We start from the raw sequence: 16,707 nt of genomic DNA, 5'->3' as shown, positions 1-16,707 counted from the left end.
CGGCGCTTCGCCGTATCAGGCCGGGTCGCGGTTCCACGTCCAGGCGTAGTTCGTGTCCTCCACGTCGAGGGCGGGTTCGCAGAGTTCGAGGGGCCGGAAGGTGTCGACCATGACGGCGAGCTCGTCGAAGTAGTCGGCGCCGATGGAGCGCTCGGCGGCGCCCGGCTGGGGGCCGTGCGTGAAGCCCGAGGGGTGCAGGGAGATCGAGCCCTGCTCGATGCCGGAGCCGCGCCGGGCCTCGTAGTTGCCGCCGCAGTAGAACATCACCTCGTCGGAGTCGACGTTGTGGTGGTTGTACGGCACCGGGATCGCGTCCGGGTGGTAGTCCACTTTGCGCGGCACGAAGTTGCAGATGACGAAGTTCGGCCCCTGGAAGACCTGGTGCGCGGGCGGGGGCTGGTGGATGCGGCCGGTGATCGGCTCGAAGTCGTGGATCGAGAACACCCACGGGTAGAGGCAGCCGTCCCAGCCGACCACGTCGAACGGGTGGTGGGCGTACGTGAACTTCGTCCAGAGCGTCGCACTGCCGCGCCCCCGGTGCTGCACGTACACGTCCACGTCCTCGCCCTCGACGAGCAGCGGCTCCTCGGGGCTGCGCAGGTCGCGCTCGCAGTACGGGGAGTGCTCCAGGAACTGGCCCCGCACCGAGAGGTAGCGCTTCGGCGGGGTGATGTGGCCCGTGGACTCGACGACGAGCGTCCGCAGCGCCTCGCTGCCGGTCGGGACGATCCGGTAGATCGTGGACATCGGCATGATCAGGTAGTCGCCCTGGCCGATGTCGATCGCGCCGAACGAGGTCTCGACCCTCGCCGCACCGGACTCCACATAGATGCACTCGTCCCCGATCGCATTGCGATACAACGGGGAAGGCTTGTCGGCGACTGCGTACGAAATGCGGCAGTCCGCATTGGACAGAAGGTGGTTGCGGCCGAAGACCGCGTCGCCCGCGCCGTCGAGCTTGTGGGTGCGGAAGTGGCGGGGCTTGAGGGGGTGGTTCGCGACCGGCTCGGCCCGCTCGGGCCGGTGCTCGCTGCTGGAGGAGATCGCGGTCGGCCGGAAGCGGTGGTACAGCAGCGAGGAGTCCGAGGAGAACCCCTCCTGGCCCATCAGCTCCTCGGAGTACAGGCTCCCGTCGCCCTGGCGGAACTGCGTGTGTCGCTTGTCGGGGATCTGCCCGACGGAACGGTAGAACGGCACGTCGACTCCTTTGTCGTGCGCGGGCCGGCGAGGGTGACGCCCGCTCCGCGGCGGTTATGCCCCGAGGATAACCTTCCGGCCGTTCGATTTCGAGAGGTCCGCGCGCACCCGCGCGCGACTCGGGCCCATTCGCGCATGAGCTGCGCGGAGCGCTGGACCCGGGCCGCGGGCACCGCCTAGGCTCGGCAGCATGGTTGGACCGATACCCGCGATGCTGCGGGGCCTCATCGACGACGCGGCGCTCTTCCCACCAGGAAACGCGCCCATGCAAGCGGCCGTCCCCGCCCACCGCGGGTACCGCCAGTCCTGGTTCGAGGCCATGGTCGGCCCGCTGCTGGTACCCCAGTCGCGGCTCGCCGAACTCGCCCGGAACCTGGGACGGGGCGAACTGCGCATCGGCGTCATCGTCGACGGCGACCTCGAACAGGTCGCAGGCGACGTCGCCGCACTCCCGCCGCAGGTCACCGTCCTGCACTACGAGTCGCGGCACGCCCTCGACCACCTAGTCAAGTTCGCGCCCTCCTGGGGCAAGCCGGTCTTCGCCGAGCTGCCCTTCGGCGACGACGCCCTCGACGCCGTGCGGGCCACCGGCTTCACCCCGAAGTTCCGCACCGGCGGCCTCGCCGCCGAGTTCTTCCCCGCACCCGAGACCCTCGCCGCCGCCATCAGCGGCTGCCGCCTGCGCGGGCTCCAGTTCAAGCTCACCGCCGGGCTCCACCAGGCCGTGCGCCACCGCGACCCCGCCACCGGGTTCGACCACCACGGGTTCCTGAACGTCCTGGTCGCCGCCGCCGAAGCATTCGACGGCGCCCGCACTGACGACCTCGCCGCGACACTGGCCGGCACGGATGCCGCCGACCTCGCCTCCCGCGCCCGCCGCGTCCTCGACCGCCCGCGCGCCCTGTGGACCGGCTACGGCTCCTGCAGCATCGACGAACCCCTCCACGACCTCACCGAACTCGGCCTCCTGCACCGAGGGACCCTCAGCGAAAAGGACAGCGCATGACCGCCTCCAGCTGGGTCGAAGGGGCCGACGGCGGCCCGTTCGGCCTCCACCACCTCCCGTACGGCGTCTTCTCCACCACGAAGGACCCCGCCCCGCGCATCGGCGTCCGCATCGGCGACCAGGTGCTCGACCTCCGCGGGCTCGCGACCGGCACGTTCTTCCTGCCCTGGATCCGGCCCGCGTTCCACGAGCACCACCTCAACGGCTTCATGGCGATGGGCCCGCCCGCGTGGCGCCTCGTGCGCCACCAGCTCACCGAGCTCCTGAGCGACCGCCGCTTCCAGGACCAGTCCGCGACCCTCCTCACCCCGGTCGCCAAGGCGCACATGCACCTGCCCTTCGCGGTAGCGGACTATGTGGACTTCTACGCCTCCGAAGACCACGCCACGAACCTCGGCCGGCTCTTCCGCCCCGACTCGGAACCATTGCTGCCCAACTGGAAGCACCTCCCGGTCGGCTACCACGGCCGCGCCGGCACGGTCGTCCCCTCGGGGACCCCGATCGTGCGCCCGCGCGGCCAGCGCAAGCCGAAGGACGCCTCCCTGGAGTTCGGTCCGAGTGCGCGCCTCGACATCGAGGCCGAGGTCGGCTTCGTCGTGGGCGTCGGCACCGAACTCGGCGCCCCGGTCAGCGCGGACGACTTCGCCGAGCATGTGTTCGGCGTCGTCCTCGTCAACGACTGGTCCGCGCGCGACATCCAGGCCTGGGAGTACGTGCCGCTCGGGCCGTTCCTCGGCAAGTCCTTCGCGACCTCGATCGGGCACTGGGTCACCCCGCTCGACGCGCTGGCCGGCGCGAAGACCGCCGCACCCGTGCAGGACCCGGCCCCGCTGGAGTACCTGCAGGAGACCGAGCGATTCGGCTACGACCTCCGGATGTCCGTGCGCTGGAACGGGACCGAGGTCTCGCGCCCGCCCTTCAAAGGCATGTACTGGACCCCGGCGCAGATGCTCGCCCACATGACGGTGAACGGCGCCTCGCTGCGCACCGGCGACCTCTACGCCTCCGGCACCGTGTCCGGGCCCGAACCGGACCAGCGCGGCTCGTTCCTCGAGCTGACCTGGGGCGGGAAGGAACCGGTCGCGGTCGGCGAAGGCGAGAGCCGCCAGTTCCTGGAGGACGGCGACACGGTCCTGATCACGGCCACCGCCCCCGGTGCCGACGGCGCGGCCATCGGCCTGGGCGAAGTGGAAGGGACCATCACGCCCGCCTCGTCCTGAGCTCCCTGGCACGCGCCGCGGGCGCGTCCTGCCGAGGATGCCGGGCACCGACCGATGTGGACACTGAGGTCGCGGCCCGGCACGCCTGCAGCGTGGACCTCGCCCGGTCGAGGCGGGAGGCGTAGGCTCCCGGTTCCTCCCGCTCAGCCGCCTCCAGCAGCGCCACGGCACGCTCGGCGAGCGGCACCGCCTCGTTCGGGTCGTTTCGCAGGCCGATCGCAGCCGCAGCGCTGAGCGTCTCCCCGAGTTCGAACCCGTAGGCCCGCGGCACGAGTGCGAAGAGCTCCGACCAGAGGTCCACCGAGCGGAGTGCGATCGCGAACGCGTCCTCGAACCCCGCCCTCGCGTGGACCCGGGCCTGGTTGCGCAACGCCTGCGCGAGGTGCGGGCGTTTGTCCGGCTCGGTCTCAGCGAGCGCTTCGAGCGCGCCCACGGCCCCTTCGGCTGCTGCTACCGCTTCCTGCAGCACGGCTGCGGCCTCGAGGTTCACGGCATGCTCGCTCAGCGCGATCGCGGCGTCGCCGCGCTGGTCGGGAACCGCTTCGACGGCTTCGCGGTACAGGTCGACGGCGCTCGCGGACACTGCCGCGGTCGCTTGCGGATCGGCCCCGGTGCCGCTCATCCACTGGGCCTCGTACCGCAGCGACCAGGCCAGATCGGCGCGGCGTCCGGGCGTGTCCTTGTCCGCGAGGCGCGTTCGCCATGCGGTGGTGGCGCGCCGCTGCCAGTCGAGGGCCTCCGCGGTCCGGCCGACCGCGCCGAGCGAGGTCGCGACGTTGTCCAGTGCGAGTGCCTGCCAGTAATTGCACTCCGGTTCGCCGCCGTAGCGCCGCTCGACCGCCTCGACCGTCTCGAAGGACGCCTGCAGGGCCTCGTTCACCCGACCGACGAGGGTCAGTGCCCAGGTCCAGTCGAGGAGCGCCCCGCACCGCTGCCGTTCGTCGGTCTCCGGCCGGCGCGCGTACGCGGACCGCACCAGTGCCATGGACCGCTGATTCGCCGCGAAGGCGCCCATGGGGTCGCCGTCGTCGGCAAGCGGCAGCGCCAGGTCCTGGAGGAGGCCCGCGAGGTCGAGTTCGCGGTTGGTGATGTCCTCGGGGTCGTCGATCTCGCGGCTCAGCTCCAGCGCGTACTCGGCCTGCTCGACCGCCTCGGCGTGCCGGTCGAGGTCGCCGAGGCGGAAGGCGTGCCAGGAGACCTTGTTGCGCAGGTCGGGAAGGACGGTGGGCCGGTGTCCGAGCGCCGCCCGCCGCTCTTGGAGCGCGACGGCCCGGCGGCCGGCGGCTTCGGCCTCCTCCGCTCGTCGCGTGTCGGCGAAGGACTGCGCCTGGTTCCCGTAGGCGGTGGCCAGGGTGTCCAGCACCTCCAGGTCGTGTTCCGATTCGGGCGACGCTTCGAGCAGGGCGATGGCCTTGTCGGTGACCTCGATCGCCGCGTCGGTCCTTCCGAGGGCGTCGAGACGGCGGCCGAGGTTGATGCGCGCCTTGGCGAGCGTGCAGGCGGCGCCGGGTCCGGCGGGGACGCGTTCGGCGAGTTCGACGCCTTCCTCCGCGATGGCGAGGGCCTCCTCGCTGAGGCCGTGGGCGCTGAGTCGGTTGCCGTGGTTGAGCAGGCACGTGGTGAGGTACCTGGGGCCGTCCGGGTCCCCGGCGGCGGTCAGTTCCCTCGCGAGTCCGAGCGCTCTGCGGGAGACGGCGAGCGCTTCGTCGTTCTTATCATCGTCGGCGAGCGTGCCGGCGGTGTTGCCGAGGATGCGGACCGCGTCGGCGAGGTGCACCCGGCGGTCGGTCGCCAGGAGCCCTTCGACGAGTTCACAGGCGCGTTCGGCGTGTGCGACGGCCTCTGCGGTCCGGCCGATCTCGGCGAGTGCCAGCGAGTACCGGTCGAGTGCGTCCGCCAGGGAGCCCGGTGTGCCTTCCGCGGTTTCGCGGTGGGCCGCCTCCTGGATGACCAGCGCGCGCTCGGCGGTGCGCGCCGCTTCGTCGAGCAGTCCGAGGTTGCCGAGTGTGATGCACAGGTTGCGGAGGGTCCGGGCGAAGTCGGGGCGGGCCCGGGTCGGGTCTTCGGCGTACAGCTCCTCGTATGCCGCCGCCGCTGCCCGGCCCGTCTCGAGGGCTTCCCGGTCCCGGTGCGCGTTGACGTAGGTCGCGGCCCGGCCCGACCGGACGAGGGCGAGGTTCCAGGCGGTGCCGGGGTCGGTGTCGAGGAGGCTTTCGTAGATCCTCTCGGCGCGGTCGCGGGCGGCGAGGGAGGCGGTGAACTCGCGGTGTTCGTGCTGGATGTTGGCGAGCAGGTTCTGGGCCGAGGCCAGGCGGCGGAGGTGCTCGTCCGGGTCGGTCTCGGCGAGCGCTTCGCGCAGCGCGATGCAGCGTTCGATGGCCGCCTGCGCCTGGCGGTACTCGCCGATGCATTCGAGCGATGAAGCGTGGTCGTAGAGCGCTTCGGAGAGTTTCACGACCTTGCGGTCCGCGCCGTCGCTCGCCGCGGCGACGACCGCCTCGTGGAGTGCGACGGCGCGGACGAAGTCCGGCACGGCCTCGGAGTGACGTCCGAGGCGGCTGTACATGAGGCCCCGGTTGACCAGGGCGCGCGCCAGCTCCGGTTGCGGCGCTTCAGGTGCGGCCTGCGCGATCGCCTCGCGGAGTGGCACTTCGCGGTCGCCGAGGGCGAGCGCCGCCGAGTAGTGGCCGCGGTCGTCGAGTTCGCACAGCTTGGCGCAGAGGAGTTCGGCGAGCGCGGTGTTCGACTGCCCTTCGATCCGCTCGAAGACGGCGATGATGATGTGGGCGAAGCCGACCGGGTCGTCGTCGCGGCCGTGCTCGGCGAGGCGGGCCTGGTGGGCTTCGACGGCGCTGCGGAACTGCCTGGCCCTGTGCAGCTTCGGGATGAGCTCGAACACCTGCCTGTGGAGGTCGACGGCCCGCTCGGATTGGCGCAGTGCCGCCTCGGACTCCCCGGCGGCTTCGTGCGCCTCGCGCAGTGCTGTGACGAGCCGGAGCGCCTGGTCGAGCTGAGTCGACGGCTGCGCGGCCTTGGGCACTGCTGCGAGAGCGGTGTCCGCGGCCCGCTCGAGCACCGGGATCGCGGTCTCGGGGAACCCGGCATCGCGGAGCAGGACGGCATGGGCCTGGAGGGCCCTGGCGTGCCGTTCGGCGTCGTAGTGGACGCCTCCGGGCCATTCGTAGAGGTTGAGGCGCTGCTGGGAGCAGCGCAGCGCCGTGTCCCGGAGGTCGGCGCGTGCCAGCCTGGAGGCGTGGGTCGCCAGTGCGACGTCGATCCGCTGGAGTCGCTGCGGGGGTTCGAGTTCGGCGGCGTGCCGCTCCGCGAGCCGCAGCGCTGCCGCTGAGACCGGTACCGCTGCGGCGGCGCCGTCGGCTTCCTCGACGAGTTCCGCCGCGAACCAGGTGGCGCCGAGGGCCTCGGCGCGCTGGTCTTCGCCGCCGCTGCCGATGAGCGCGCAGTGCATTTCCGCGGCGCGCAGCTGGTATCGGGCGGCATCGCCCTGGTACCGGGCCTGCTCGGTGTCGTCGCCGTCCCCGCCGGCCCGGCGGCAGGCCTTGGCGAGTCTCGTGAACGTGTCGGCGAGGTCCGGCAGCCCGGCAGCGGGATCGGCCGCCGCGATCTGGGTCTGGACGTCGGCGAGGTCGATGAGGACGGCGACGGCCTTCCGCGCCGATCCGCCTTGGCCCCGCAGATCGGCGAGCCGTCTGAGCGCCGCGGCCCGGCCCTGGAGGTCGGCCGCAGCGGTCACGTCCGCTTCGAGGAGGACGGCGGCCAGTTCGACCTGAGCCTTGGCCCAGTCGTCCCAGTCCAGGTCCTCGTCCTCGAATTCCGAGGGGCGACCCCACTGCAGGAGACTGGCGGCACGCGCCACTGCGGGGTCGCCGATCTCGGCCCGCAGCTGCTCCGTGAGTCCTTTGAGGACGCTGATGTCCTGCCGGGATTCGTACGCCCACATGGCGTCGGCCAGAAGGAGATCGAGTTCGTCGGCGAGCGGGTTCGGACGTTCGGGCGGAGGGGTGGCGGTCATGGTTGCCAATCGTACGAAACCGGTGCCTAGGGTTTCGCGGCCTGCTTGACGAGCGGCAGGGTCCGGTACGGGATCTGCTCGGCCAGGGCGATCACCGTGGTGGCGCGCTGGACCCCTTCGCTCGCCAGCACCCGGTCGATCACGCCCTGGAGCTCGGCGTTGGTGCGCGCCACGATCCGGCACAGCATGTCGCCCTGGCCCGTGACCGTATGCGCCTCAAGCACTTCGGGGATCTTCGCGAGCCGCTGCGCCATGTGCTCGTGCCCGACCGCCTGCCGCAGCTCCAGCGTCACGAACGCCGTCACCGGATACCCGAGGGCCGCGGGCTCGACCCGCGGCCCGAAGTCCCGGACCACCGCCCGCTGCGTCAGCTTGTCGAGCCGCGCCTGCACCGTCCCGCGCGCCACCCCGAGCCGCCGCGAGCACTCGAGCACGCCGATGCGCGGCTCGGCCTCCAGGAGTTCGATGAGCCGTGCATCGAGCGCGTCGATTCCCGTTTCAGTGGTCATATCGACCAGTGTAAGCGAGTACCAGGTGCAAGATTTGCGCAAGTTGATCAGTATTTCGGCGACTGCTTGCCCTGTCCCAGAATCTGAACAATGATCAGGGAGACCGACCACCCCGGCGATGCTTGCGAGCCGGAAATGAGCTCTGAGGACGAGGAGGCCGCCATGGTCGACACTGCCAACCGCCCCAGTGATGCCGATCTTGTCGGCGCCGTAGAGCACGACATCCGCGAGGACGCCTTCCCGATCAAGGGCTGGGACCACGTCCGCTACTACGTCGGCAACGCGCGCCAGGCCGCCCACTACTACTCCACCGCGTTCGGCATGACCCTGTTCGCCTACCGCGGCCCCGAGCAGGGCTACCGCGAGCACGCCGAGTTCGCGCTGAAGTCCGGCGGCGTCGTCTTCGTCCTCGCCGGCGGCGTCACCGCCGACGCCGAGGCGACGCGGCACTACGCGGCCCACGGCGACGGCGTCATCGAAGTCGCGCTCGAAGTGCCCGATGTGGACGCGAACTACAAGCACGCGATCGAGCAGGGCGCCATCGCGATCGAGGAACCGCACGACCTCACCGACGATCACGGCACCGTCCGCCGCGCCGTCATAGGCACCTACGGCGAGACCCGGAACGTCCTCATCGACCGGTCGAAGTACGACGGCCCGTTCCTGCCGGGCTTCGTCGCCGCCGAGCCCATGGTCGCGCCGCCGCGGAAGCGGTTCTTCCAGGCCATCGACCACGTGGTCGGCAATGTCGAGCTCGGCAAGATGCGCGAATGGGTCCGCTACTACGAGCGGGTCATGGGATTCACCAACATCGTCGAGTTCGTCGACGACGCGATCGCCACCGAGTACTCCGCGCTCATGAGCAAGGTCGTCGCCAACGGCAGCCGCAAGATCAAGTTCCCGATCAACGAGCCCGCCGAGGGCAAGAAGAAGTCCCAGATCGACGAGTACCTGGAGTTCTACGGCGGCCCCGGCGTCCAGCACATCGCGCTCGCGACCAGCGACATCATCGCCGCAGTCGACGCGATGCGCGAGCGCGGCGTCGAGTTCCTGGAGGCCCCCGACGCCTACTACGAGGACCCTGAGTTGCGGAGGCGCATCGGCGAGGTGCGGGTGCCGATCGAGGAGCTGCAGGCGCGGCGCGTCCTGGTGGACCGGGACGAGGACGGCTATATGCTCCAGATCTTCACCAAGCCGCAACAGGATCGGCCGACAATGTTCTACGAGATCATCGAGCGGCACGGCTCGCTCAGCTTCGGCAAGGGCAACTTCAAGGCCCTGTTCGAGGCCTTGGAGAAGGAGCAGGCCAAGCGCGGCAACCTGTGACAGGGGGCGCACGAATGCACGCACCACACGGCCCTGACCTGCACTGCAAGACCTGGCAGGCCGAGGCGGCGTACCGGATGCTCCAGAACAACCTCGATCCGGAGGTGGCCGAGCGCCCCGACGACCTGGTGGTCTACGGCGGCACCGGCAAGGCCGCGCGCAGCCGCGACGACCTGAAGGCGATCCTGCGGACCCTCCTCACCTTGGAGGCGGACGAGACGCTGCTGGTCCAGAGCGGCCGGGCGGTCGGCGTGATGCGCACCCACGAGTGGGCGCCGCGCGTGCTCATCGCGAACTCGAACCTGGTGCCCGACTGGGCGACCTGGCCCGAGTTCCGCCGCCTCGAATCGCTGGGTCTGACCATGTACGGGCAGATGACGGCCGGCTCGTGGATCTACATCGGCACGCAGGGCATCCTCCAGGGCACGTACGAGACGTTCGCCGCGGTCGCGGAGAAGCGCTTCAGTGGGAGTCTCAAAGGGACGCTCACACTGACGGCCGGCTGCGGCGGGATGGGCGGCGCGCAGCCGCTCGCCGTCACGATGAACGACGGCGTGTGCCTGATCGTGGAGGTCGACCCCGAGCGGCTCGAACGGCGCGTGCGCACCCGCTACCTGGACACCGTTGCCGTCGACCTGGACGATGCGATCGCACAGGCCATGGCCGCCAAGCGCAACGGCGAGGCGAAGTCGATCGGCGTGGTCGGCAACGCCGCCGAGATCTTCCCCGAGCTCCTGCGGCGCGGCGTCGAGATCGACATCGTCACCGACCAGACCTCCGCGCACGATCCGCTGTCCTATGTGCCCGCCGGGGTCGACTACACCGAAGCGGCCGAACTCGCGCGGGCCGACGCGGACGGATACACCGAACGGGCCCGGGCCTCCATGGCCCAGCACGTGGAGGCCATGGTCGGCTTCCTCGACGCGGGCGCCGAGGTCTTCGACTACGGCAACTCGATCCGCGGCGAAGCCCTCGAAGGCGGCTTCAAGCGCGCGTTCGCGTTCCCCGGGTTCGTGCCCGCCTACATCCGGCCGCTGTTCTGCGAAGGCAAGGGCCCCTTCAGGTGGGCCGCGCTCTCGGGCGACCCGGCCGACATCGCCGCGACCGACCAGGCCGTGCTCGACCTGTTCCCCGAGAACCGCAGCCTGCACCGCTGGATCTCGCTGGCCCGCGAGCGCGTCGCGTTCCAGGGCCTCCCGGCCCGGATCTGCTGGCTCGGGCACGGTGAGCGTGATGTCGCCGGGGTGCGCTTCAACGAGATGGTCGCCGACGGAACCCTGAAGGCCCCCATCGTGATCGGCCGCGACCACCTCGACTGCGGCTCGGTCGCCAGCCCCTACCGCGAGACCGAGGGCATGAAGGACGGCTCGGACGCGATCGCGGACTGGCCCCTGCTCAACGCCCTCGTCAACACCGCTTCGGGCGCGAGCTGGGTGTCGATCCACCACGGCGGCGGCGTGGGCATCGGCCGGTCCCTCCACGCCGGGCAGGTCACGGTCGCCGACGGCACGCCGCTCGCGGCCGAGAAGCTCGCGCGGGTGCTCGCCAACGACCCGGCGATGGGCGTCATCCGCCACGTGGACGCCGGATACGAGGAGGCCGAGCGGGTCGCGGAGGACCACGGTGTCCGCGTGCCCGCCAAGGAGTCCTGAGAACGGCCGACTGCGCTCAGAGCGACGCTGCAACTGTGAACGGGGATTGACATGGACGCGGGCGAGTTCCGTCGACTGTGGAACGAGATTGCGCCGATCGGCCGCGCCGAGACCGGCGGCTACGTCCGGTTCTCCTGGACCGAGGCCGACCTGGCGCTGCGCGCCTGGTTCCAGGCCCAGTCCGAGCGGCGCGGCCTGCGCTGCGAGGAGGACCGCAACGGCAACCTCTACGCCTGGTGGGACGCGGAAAAGGAGCTCGTCGTCGATCCCGACGCCCCGCACCCGGAGGGCGCGATCCTCACGGGCAGCCACTTCGACTCCGTCCCGCACGGCGGCGCCTACGACGGCCCGCTCGGCATCGTCGCCGCCTTCCTGGCGGTCGACCAACTCCGAGCGGACGGCGCGAAGCCGAAGCGGCCCATCGGCATCGCCGCGTTCACCGAGGAGGAGGGCGGACGCTTCGGCGTCCCCTGCCTCGGCTCCCGCCTCATGGCCGGCGTGATCGAGCCCAACCGCGCCCGCGCGCTCACCGACCCCGGCGGGATCACGCTCGCCGAGGCCATGAGCGCGGCCGGGGCCGCACCGGACCTCCTCGGACCCGACCCCGAACGGCTCGAACGCCTCGCCGCGTTCATCGAGCTGCACATCGAGCAGGGCCGCGCCCTCGACGGCGGCGAATCCGCCGTGGCCGTCGCCAGCGCGATCTGGCCCCACGGCCGCTGGCGCGTCACGTTCACCGGCGAGGCCGACCACGCCGGGACCACTCGCCTGCCCGACCGGCGCGACCCGATGCTGACGTTCGCGTTCGCCGTCCTCGCCGCCCGCAAGGAGGCGCGCCTCGCCGGCGGCGTGGCCACCGTGGGGAGGGTCGAGGTGGAGCCGAACGCCACCAACGCGATCGCCGCGACCGTGACCGCCTGGCTCGACGCGCGGGCCCCCGACGACGCGGTGCTCAGCGAGATCCTGACCGGCTTCGAGTCCAAAGTGTCCGAACGCGCGGGCCGCGACGGCACGAGCGTGCGGATCGTCCCCGAGTCGGAGACGCCGATCGTCGACTTCGACGCCGCTCTGCGCGACCGCATCGCCGCGCTTCTGGGCGGCGCGCCGGTCCTGCCGACCGCGGCGGGCCACGACGCGGGCGTCCTGTCCGCGCATGTGCCGACGGCGATGCTGTTCGTGCGCAACCCCACTGGGGTCTCACATGCCCCGGGGGAGGCGGCGAGCGACGACGACTGCGCCGCGGGCGTCGACGCGCTCGCGGCCGTACTGCGGGACCTGGCGTGCTGACCTTCTGGGCCGAGCACGCCCTGCTGCCGAGCGGTCCCGCCGATGCGGTGGTGATCGAGGTCGCGGAGGGCCGCATCGCCAAGGTGACGCCCGGGGGCAGGCGGCGGGGCGATGTGCTTGCGGGCGTGACCCTTCCGGGGTTCGCGAACGCGCATTCGCACGCGTTCCACCGGGCGCTGCGCGGGCGCACACAGACGGGGACAGGCACCTTCTGGACGTGGCGCGAGGGCATGTACGCCCTCGCTGCGCGCCTCGAACCGGACTCGTACTACCGGCTGGCGCGCGGCGTCTACGCCGAGATGGCGCTGGCCGGGATCACGACGGTGGGGGAGTTCCACTACCTGCACCACTCGCCGGGCGGGCGGCCGTACGCGGACCCGAACGCGATGGGCGAGGCCCTGATCCAGGCCGCCGCCGATGCGGGCATCAGGATCACCTTGCTCGACACCCTTTATCTCGCAGGCGGTTTCGGCCTGCCGCTCGAACCCGCGCAGCGGCGCTTCGGCGACGGGAGCCTGGAGGCCTGGCTCGACCGGGTCGAGAAGCTGCACCCGCCGAGCCACGCGGTGATCGGCGGCGCGGTGCATTCGGTGCGGGCGGTGCCGGACGAGGCGATCGCGGCGTTCGCGTGCTCGACCGAGGGCCGCCCGGTCCATGTGCACCTCTCCGAGCAGCGGTCCGAGAACGAGTCGTGCCGCCTTGAACACGGCTGCAGCCCAACGGAACTGCTCGAACGCTGCGGACTCCTCGGCCCCGACCTCACCGCCGTCCACGCCACGCATCTGGCGGGGCACGACATCGACCTGCTGCGCCGTTCGGGCACGACCGCGAGCTTCTGCCCGACGACCGAACGCGACCTCGCGGACGGCCTCGGCCCGGCGCACGCGCTCGCGGAGGCGGGCGTGCGGCTCTCGCTCGGCACGGACAGCAACGCCATTGTGGACATGTTCGAGGAGGCGCGGGCGGTGGAGATGCACGAGCGGCTCGTCAGCGAGGAGCGCGGCCGGTTCACCGCGGGCGAGCTGCTCGACGCCATGACCAGGCACGACAGCCTCGGTTGGCCCGATGCGGGCCGCATCGAGGTCGGGGCGCGGGCCGACCTGGTCACGGTGGACCTGAGGACGCCGCGCACCGCCGGGATCGATCCGTCCGGGGTCGTCTACGCGGCCACGGCCGCCGACATCACCGATGTGATCGTGGACGGCCGCCGCATCGTCGCGGGCGGCAGGCACCTGCGCATCGACGCGGGCGCGGAACTCGCGGCGGCGATCGGAGGGCTGTGGGCATGACCGGCTCGGTACCGGCCCACCGCACCCGACCTCGGGTGGGCGAGCCGCGCGGCTTCCCGTCGGCTCGCCGGTCGTCAGGCGGCATCGCACCGGACAGTGCACGGCCGGCGCGCGTCGGACCGGATCGCTTGCTGATCCGCGATGCCGCTTCGGGGCGCCGGCTGCGCGGCTCCGCGTCGGATCGCCCTTCGCCGGGCGGCATCGCACTGGACAGTGCACGGTCGGCGCGCGTCGGTCCGGATCGCTTGCTGATCGGCGGTGCCGCTTCGGGGCGCCGGCCGCGCAGCTCCGCGTCGGATCGCCCTTCGCCGGGCGGCGCCGCGCCGTGCCGGGCCCGGCCGAGCTGCACCATGCAGACCTGCCCGCCACCGCGCGGGCTCCGCTTGCCGAACCTCCATGCCGCTCACCGAAAGGACCGGCGATGAGCCTGCTGATCGACGGCATCGGCGAACTTTTCACCGCCGACAAGGAACGGACCGTCCACCACGACGCCGCGATCGTCGTCGAGGACGGCCGGATCGCCTGGGTCGGCCACCGGCGCGACCGGCCCGAAGCTGACGAGTACTTCGACGCCCGCGGCAACGCCGTCATCCCCGGCTTCGTCGACAGCCACGCCCATCTCGTCTTCGCCGGCGACCGGACCGCCGAGTTCGCCGCCCGCATGGCCGGCGAGCCCTACACCGGCGGCGGCATCCGCACCACCGTCACCGCGACCCGCGCCGCGGGCGATGCGCAACTGCGCGAGACCTGCGCCCGCCTCACCGCCGAGATGCTCCGCCAGGGCACCACCACCGTGGAGATCAAGTCCGGGTACGGCCTCACCGTGGAGGACGAGGCCCGGTCGCTGCGCATCGCGGGCGAATTCACCACCGAGACCACTTACCTCGGCGCGCACACCGTCCCCCACGGCACCGATCCCGACGAGTACACCGCGCTCGCGGCCGGGCCGATGCTCGAGGCCTGCGCGCCCCACGCCAAATGGGCGGACGTGTTCTGCGAGCGCGGCGCCTTCGACGGTGACCAGGCCCGCGCGGTCCTCACCGCGAGCGCCGCAGCGGGCCTGGGCTTGCGCGTCCACGCCAACCAGCTCACCGCGGGCCCGGGCGTGCGGCTCGCCGTCGAGCTCGGCGCGGCGTCGGCCGACCACTGCACGCACCTCACCGACTCCGATGTGGACGCCCTCGCGAACGGCGACACCGTCGCCACCCTCCTGCCGGGCGCCGAGTTCTCGACCCGCTCGCCCTACCCCGACGCACGCCGCCTCCTCGCCGCCGGCGCCCGCGTCGCGCTCGCGACCGACTGCAACCCCGGCTCCTCGTTCACGAGCAGCATGGCGTTCTGCATCGCCCTCGCCGTCCGCGAGATGCGCATGACCCCCGCCGAGGCGCTCGAGGCCGCGACCGCCGCCGGTGCGGATGCGCTGCGGCGCAACGACATCGGACGCATCGAAGTCGGCGCCCGCGCCGACCTGGTCGTCCTCGACGCCCCCTCGCACGTCCACCTGGCCTACCGGCCGGGGACGCCCCTGATCGACACCGTCTTCCGCGCCGGCACCGCGGTGAGTTGAGGAGCAACGATGTCCGCAGTCCACATCACGACCGTCCCGGTCACCCCCGGAGAGGTCATCGCGGTCGCCCGCGACCGCGCGCGGGTCGTCATCGACGCCGGAGCACGCGACGCCATGGCGCGCAGCCGCGCGATCGTCGACTCGATCGAGGCCGAAGGCCGTCCCGTGTACGGCGTCTCGACCGGTTTCGGCGCGCTCGCCAACACGTTCGTCGCCCCTGAGCGCCGCGCCGAACTCCAGCACGCGCTGATCCGCTCGCACGCCGCCGGCGTCGGCGACCCGATGCCCGTCGAGGTGGTCCGGGCGATGATGCTGCTGCGCGTGCGCTCGCTCGCCATGGGCCTCAGCGGGGTGCGCCCCGAGGTCGCCGACGCCCTGGCCGCGCTGCTCAATGCCGACATCACGCCGTGGGTCCCGCGGCACGGCTCCCTGGGCGCTTCGGGTGACCTTGCGCCGCTGGCGCACTGCGCGATGGTGCTGCTGGGCGAGGGCTGGGTCCGCGCCGACGACGGCACGCGCGTCGACGCCGCGCCGGTCCTGGAGCGGGCCGGGCTGGCCCCGATCACCTTGTCCTCCAAGGAGGGCCTGGCGCTCATCAACGGCACCGACGGCATGCTCGGCATGCTCATCCTGGCCGTCGCCGACCTCCGCCACCTCCTCACCATGGCCGACGTCTGCGCCGCACTGTCCAATGAGGCCATGCTCGGCTCGGACCGACCGTTCCAGCCCGAACTCCACGAGATCCGGCCCCAGCCGGGCCAGGCGCACAGCGCGGCGAACATCCACCGGCTGCTCCAGGACTCCGAGGTCATGGACTCCCACCGCAACGACACCGCGCACGCCGTGCAGGACGCCTACTCGATGCGCTGCGCCCCGCAGGTCGCCGGGGCCGCGCGCGACGTGCTCGCCTACGCCGAGACCGTGGCCGCCCAGGAACTCCGCTCGGTCGTCGACAACCCCGTGGTGCTCCCGGACGGCCGGGTCGAATCCACCGGCAACTTCCACGGCGCCCCGCTCGGCTACGCGGCCGACTTCCTCGGCATCGCCGCAACCGACGTCGGCTCGATCTCGGAACGGCGCGTCGACCGCCTGCTCGACGTCACGCGCTCGCGCGGCCTCCCAGCGTTCCTCAGCCCGGACCCGGGAGTGAACTCCGGGCTCATGATCGCGCAGTACACCGCGGCCGGAATCGTCGCGGAGAACCGCAGGCTCGCCGCCCCCGCCTCAGTCGACTCGGTCCCCACCTCCGGCATGCAGGAAGACCACGTCTCGATGGGCTGGGCCGCGGCCTGCAAACTCCGCACCATCATCGACAACCTCGGCACCCTCCTCGCGGTCGAACTCCTCGCCGGAGTCCAGGGCCTGCAACTGCGCCAGCCCCTGATCCCCAGCCCCGCCGCCCGCGTCGCGATAGCGGCAGTCGGCCACATCTCCGGAAAACCCGGCCCGGACCAGTTCATGGCACCGGTCATCGAGCAGGTCAAGCACCTCCTCGAAAGCCCGAATCTGAGGAGCGAGATCGAAGCCGCCGTAGGTGCGCTCCGCTGACGGTTCGCGAACCGCCCGCAACGCACGCCGAGCTTGTCCGCCTCCTGAAGGACATCGCATCGGCTGCTGGTGTGCT

At 71.8% G+C, this 16,707-nt stretch carries 11 protein-coding genes; 8 read left to right on the top strand and 3 right to left on the bottom strand.

Annotated features, from left to right (window positions below):
• Nucleotides 1-15: 15 nt before the first annotated feature.
• On the bottom strand, nucleotides 16-1,197 hold the full coding sequence (locus tag AB0I03_RS03820; protein WP_360405819.1) for a homogentisate 1,2-dioxygenase domain-containing protein: 1,182 nt from the start codon (nucleotides 1,195-1,197) through the stop codon (nucleotides 16-18).
• Between the two features lie 190 nt (nucleotides 1,198-1,387).
• Here AB0I03_RS03820 and AB0I03_RS03815 point away from each other — a divergent pair, with 190 nt between their 5' ends.
• Both AB0I03_RS03815 and fahA read left to right on the top strand, forming a co-directional pair.
• Nucleotides 1,388-2,203, top strand: a complete 816-nt coding sequence (locus AB0I03_RS03815) for a hypothetical protein (RefSeq protein ID WP_360405816.1) — start codon at nucleotides 1,388-1,390, stop codon at nucleotides 2,201-2,203.
• Nucleotides 2,200-3,423, top strand: a complete 1,224-nt coding sequence (fahA, locus tag AB0I03_RS03810; RefSeq protein ID WP_360405813.1) for a fumarylacetoacetase — start codon at nucleotides 2,200-2,202, stop codon at nucleotides 3,421-3,423. Before AB0I03_RS03815 ends, fahA begins: the two co-directional genes overlap by 4 nt.
• Here fahA and AB0I03_RS03805 read toward each other — a convergent pair.
• Together AB0I03_RS03805 and AB0I03_RS03800 are read right to left on the bottom strand one after the other, a co-directional pair.
• The gene (locus AB0I03_RS03805; protein ID WP_360405810.1) at nucleotides 3,404-7,453 is read right to left on the bottom strand and encodes a hypothetical protein; all 4,050 of its coding nucleotides are present in this window, start codon (nucleotides 7,451-7,453) and stop codon (nucleotides 3,404-3,406) included. The genes fahA and AB0I03_RS03805 overlap by 20 nt on opposite strands.
• Before the next feature lie 26 nt (nucleotides 7,454-7,479).
• On the bottom strand, nucleotides 7,480-7,962 hold the full coding sequence (locus tag AB0I03_RS03800) for an Lrp/AsnC family transcriptional regulator (protein ID WP_360405807.1): 483 nt from the start codon (nucleotides 7,960-7,962) through the stop codon (nucleotides 7,480-7,482).
• A gap of 162 nt (nucleotides 7,963-8,124) precedes the next feature.
• Between AB0I03_RS03800 and hppD the strand changes: the two genes are divergently transcribed.
• The 6 genes from hppD to hutH all read left to right on the top strand — a co-directional run bounded on the left by hppD (nucleotide 8,125) and on the right by hutH (nucleotide 16,631).
• Nucleotides 8,125-9,288: a 4-hydroxyphenylpyruvate dioxygenase gene (gene hppD, locus AB0I03_RS03795; RefSeq protein ID WP_360405969.1), complete on the top strand. Its 1,164-nt coding sequence runs from the start codon at nucleotides 8,125-8,127 to the stop codon at nucleotides 9,286-9,288.
• A gap of 14 nt (nucleotides 9,289-9,302) precedes the next feature.
• The gene (hutU, locus tag AB0I03_RS03790; RefSeq protein WP_360405804.1) at nucleotides 9,303-10,940 is read left to right on the top strand and encodes a urocanate hydratase; all 1,638 of its coding nucleotides are present in this window, start codon (nucleotides 9,303-9,305) and stop codon (nucleotides 10,938-10,940) included.
• 51 nt (nucleotides 10,941-10,991) lie between these two features.
• On the top strand, nucleotides 10,992-12,227 hold the full coding sequence (locus AB0I03_RS03785) for an allantoate amidohydrolase (protein WP_360405802.1): 1,236 nt from the start codon (nucleotides 10,992-10,994) through the stop codon (nucleotides 12,225-12,227).
• Nucleotides 12,221-13,516: a formimidoylglutamate deiminase gene (locus AB0I03_RS03780; RefSeq protein WP_360405799.1), complete on the top strand. Its 1,296-nt coding sequence runs from the start codon at nucleotides 12,221-12,223 to the stop codon at nucleotides 13,514-13,516. The genes AB0I03_RS03785 and AB0I03_RS03780 overlap by 7 nt, the downstream gene beginning before the upstream one ends.
• Before the next feature lie 421 nt (nucleotides 13,517-13,937).
• Nucleotides 13,938-15,083 carry an imidazolonepropionase gene (gene hutI, locus AB0I03_RS03775; RefSeq protein WP_360405795.1) on the top strand — a complete coding sequence of 382 codons (1,146 nt, stop codon included), beginning with the start codon at nucleotides 13,938-13,940 and terminating at the stop codon, nucleotides 15,081-15,083.
• 9 nt (nucleotides 15,084-15,092) lie between these two features.
• Entirely contained in the window at nucleotides 15,093-16,631 is a 1,539-nt protein-coding gene (gene hutH / locus AB0I03_RS03770; protein WP_360405792.1) for a histidine ammonia-lyase, read from the top strand.
• The last annotated feature ends 76 nt before the right edge of the window (nucleotides 16,632-16,707 follow it).

Source organism: Glycomyces sp. NPDC021274 (assembly GCF_040641195.1).
In the GTDB taxonomy this organism is placed as follows: Bacteria; Actinomycetota; Actinomycetes; order Mycobacteriales; family Micromonosporaceae; genus Glycomyces.
This window is presented reverse-complemented; position numbering and strand designations above follow the sequence as displayed.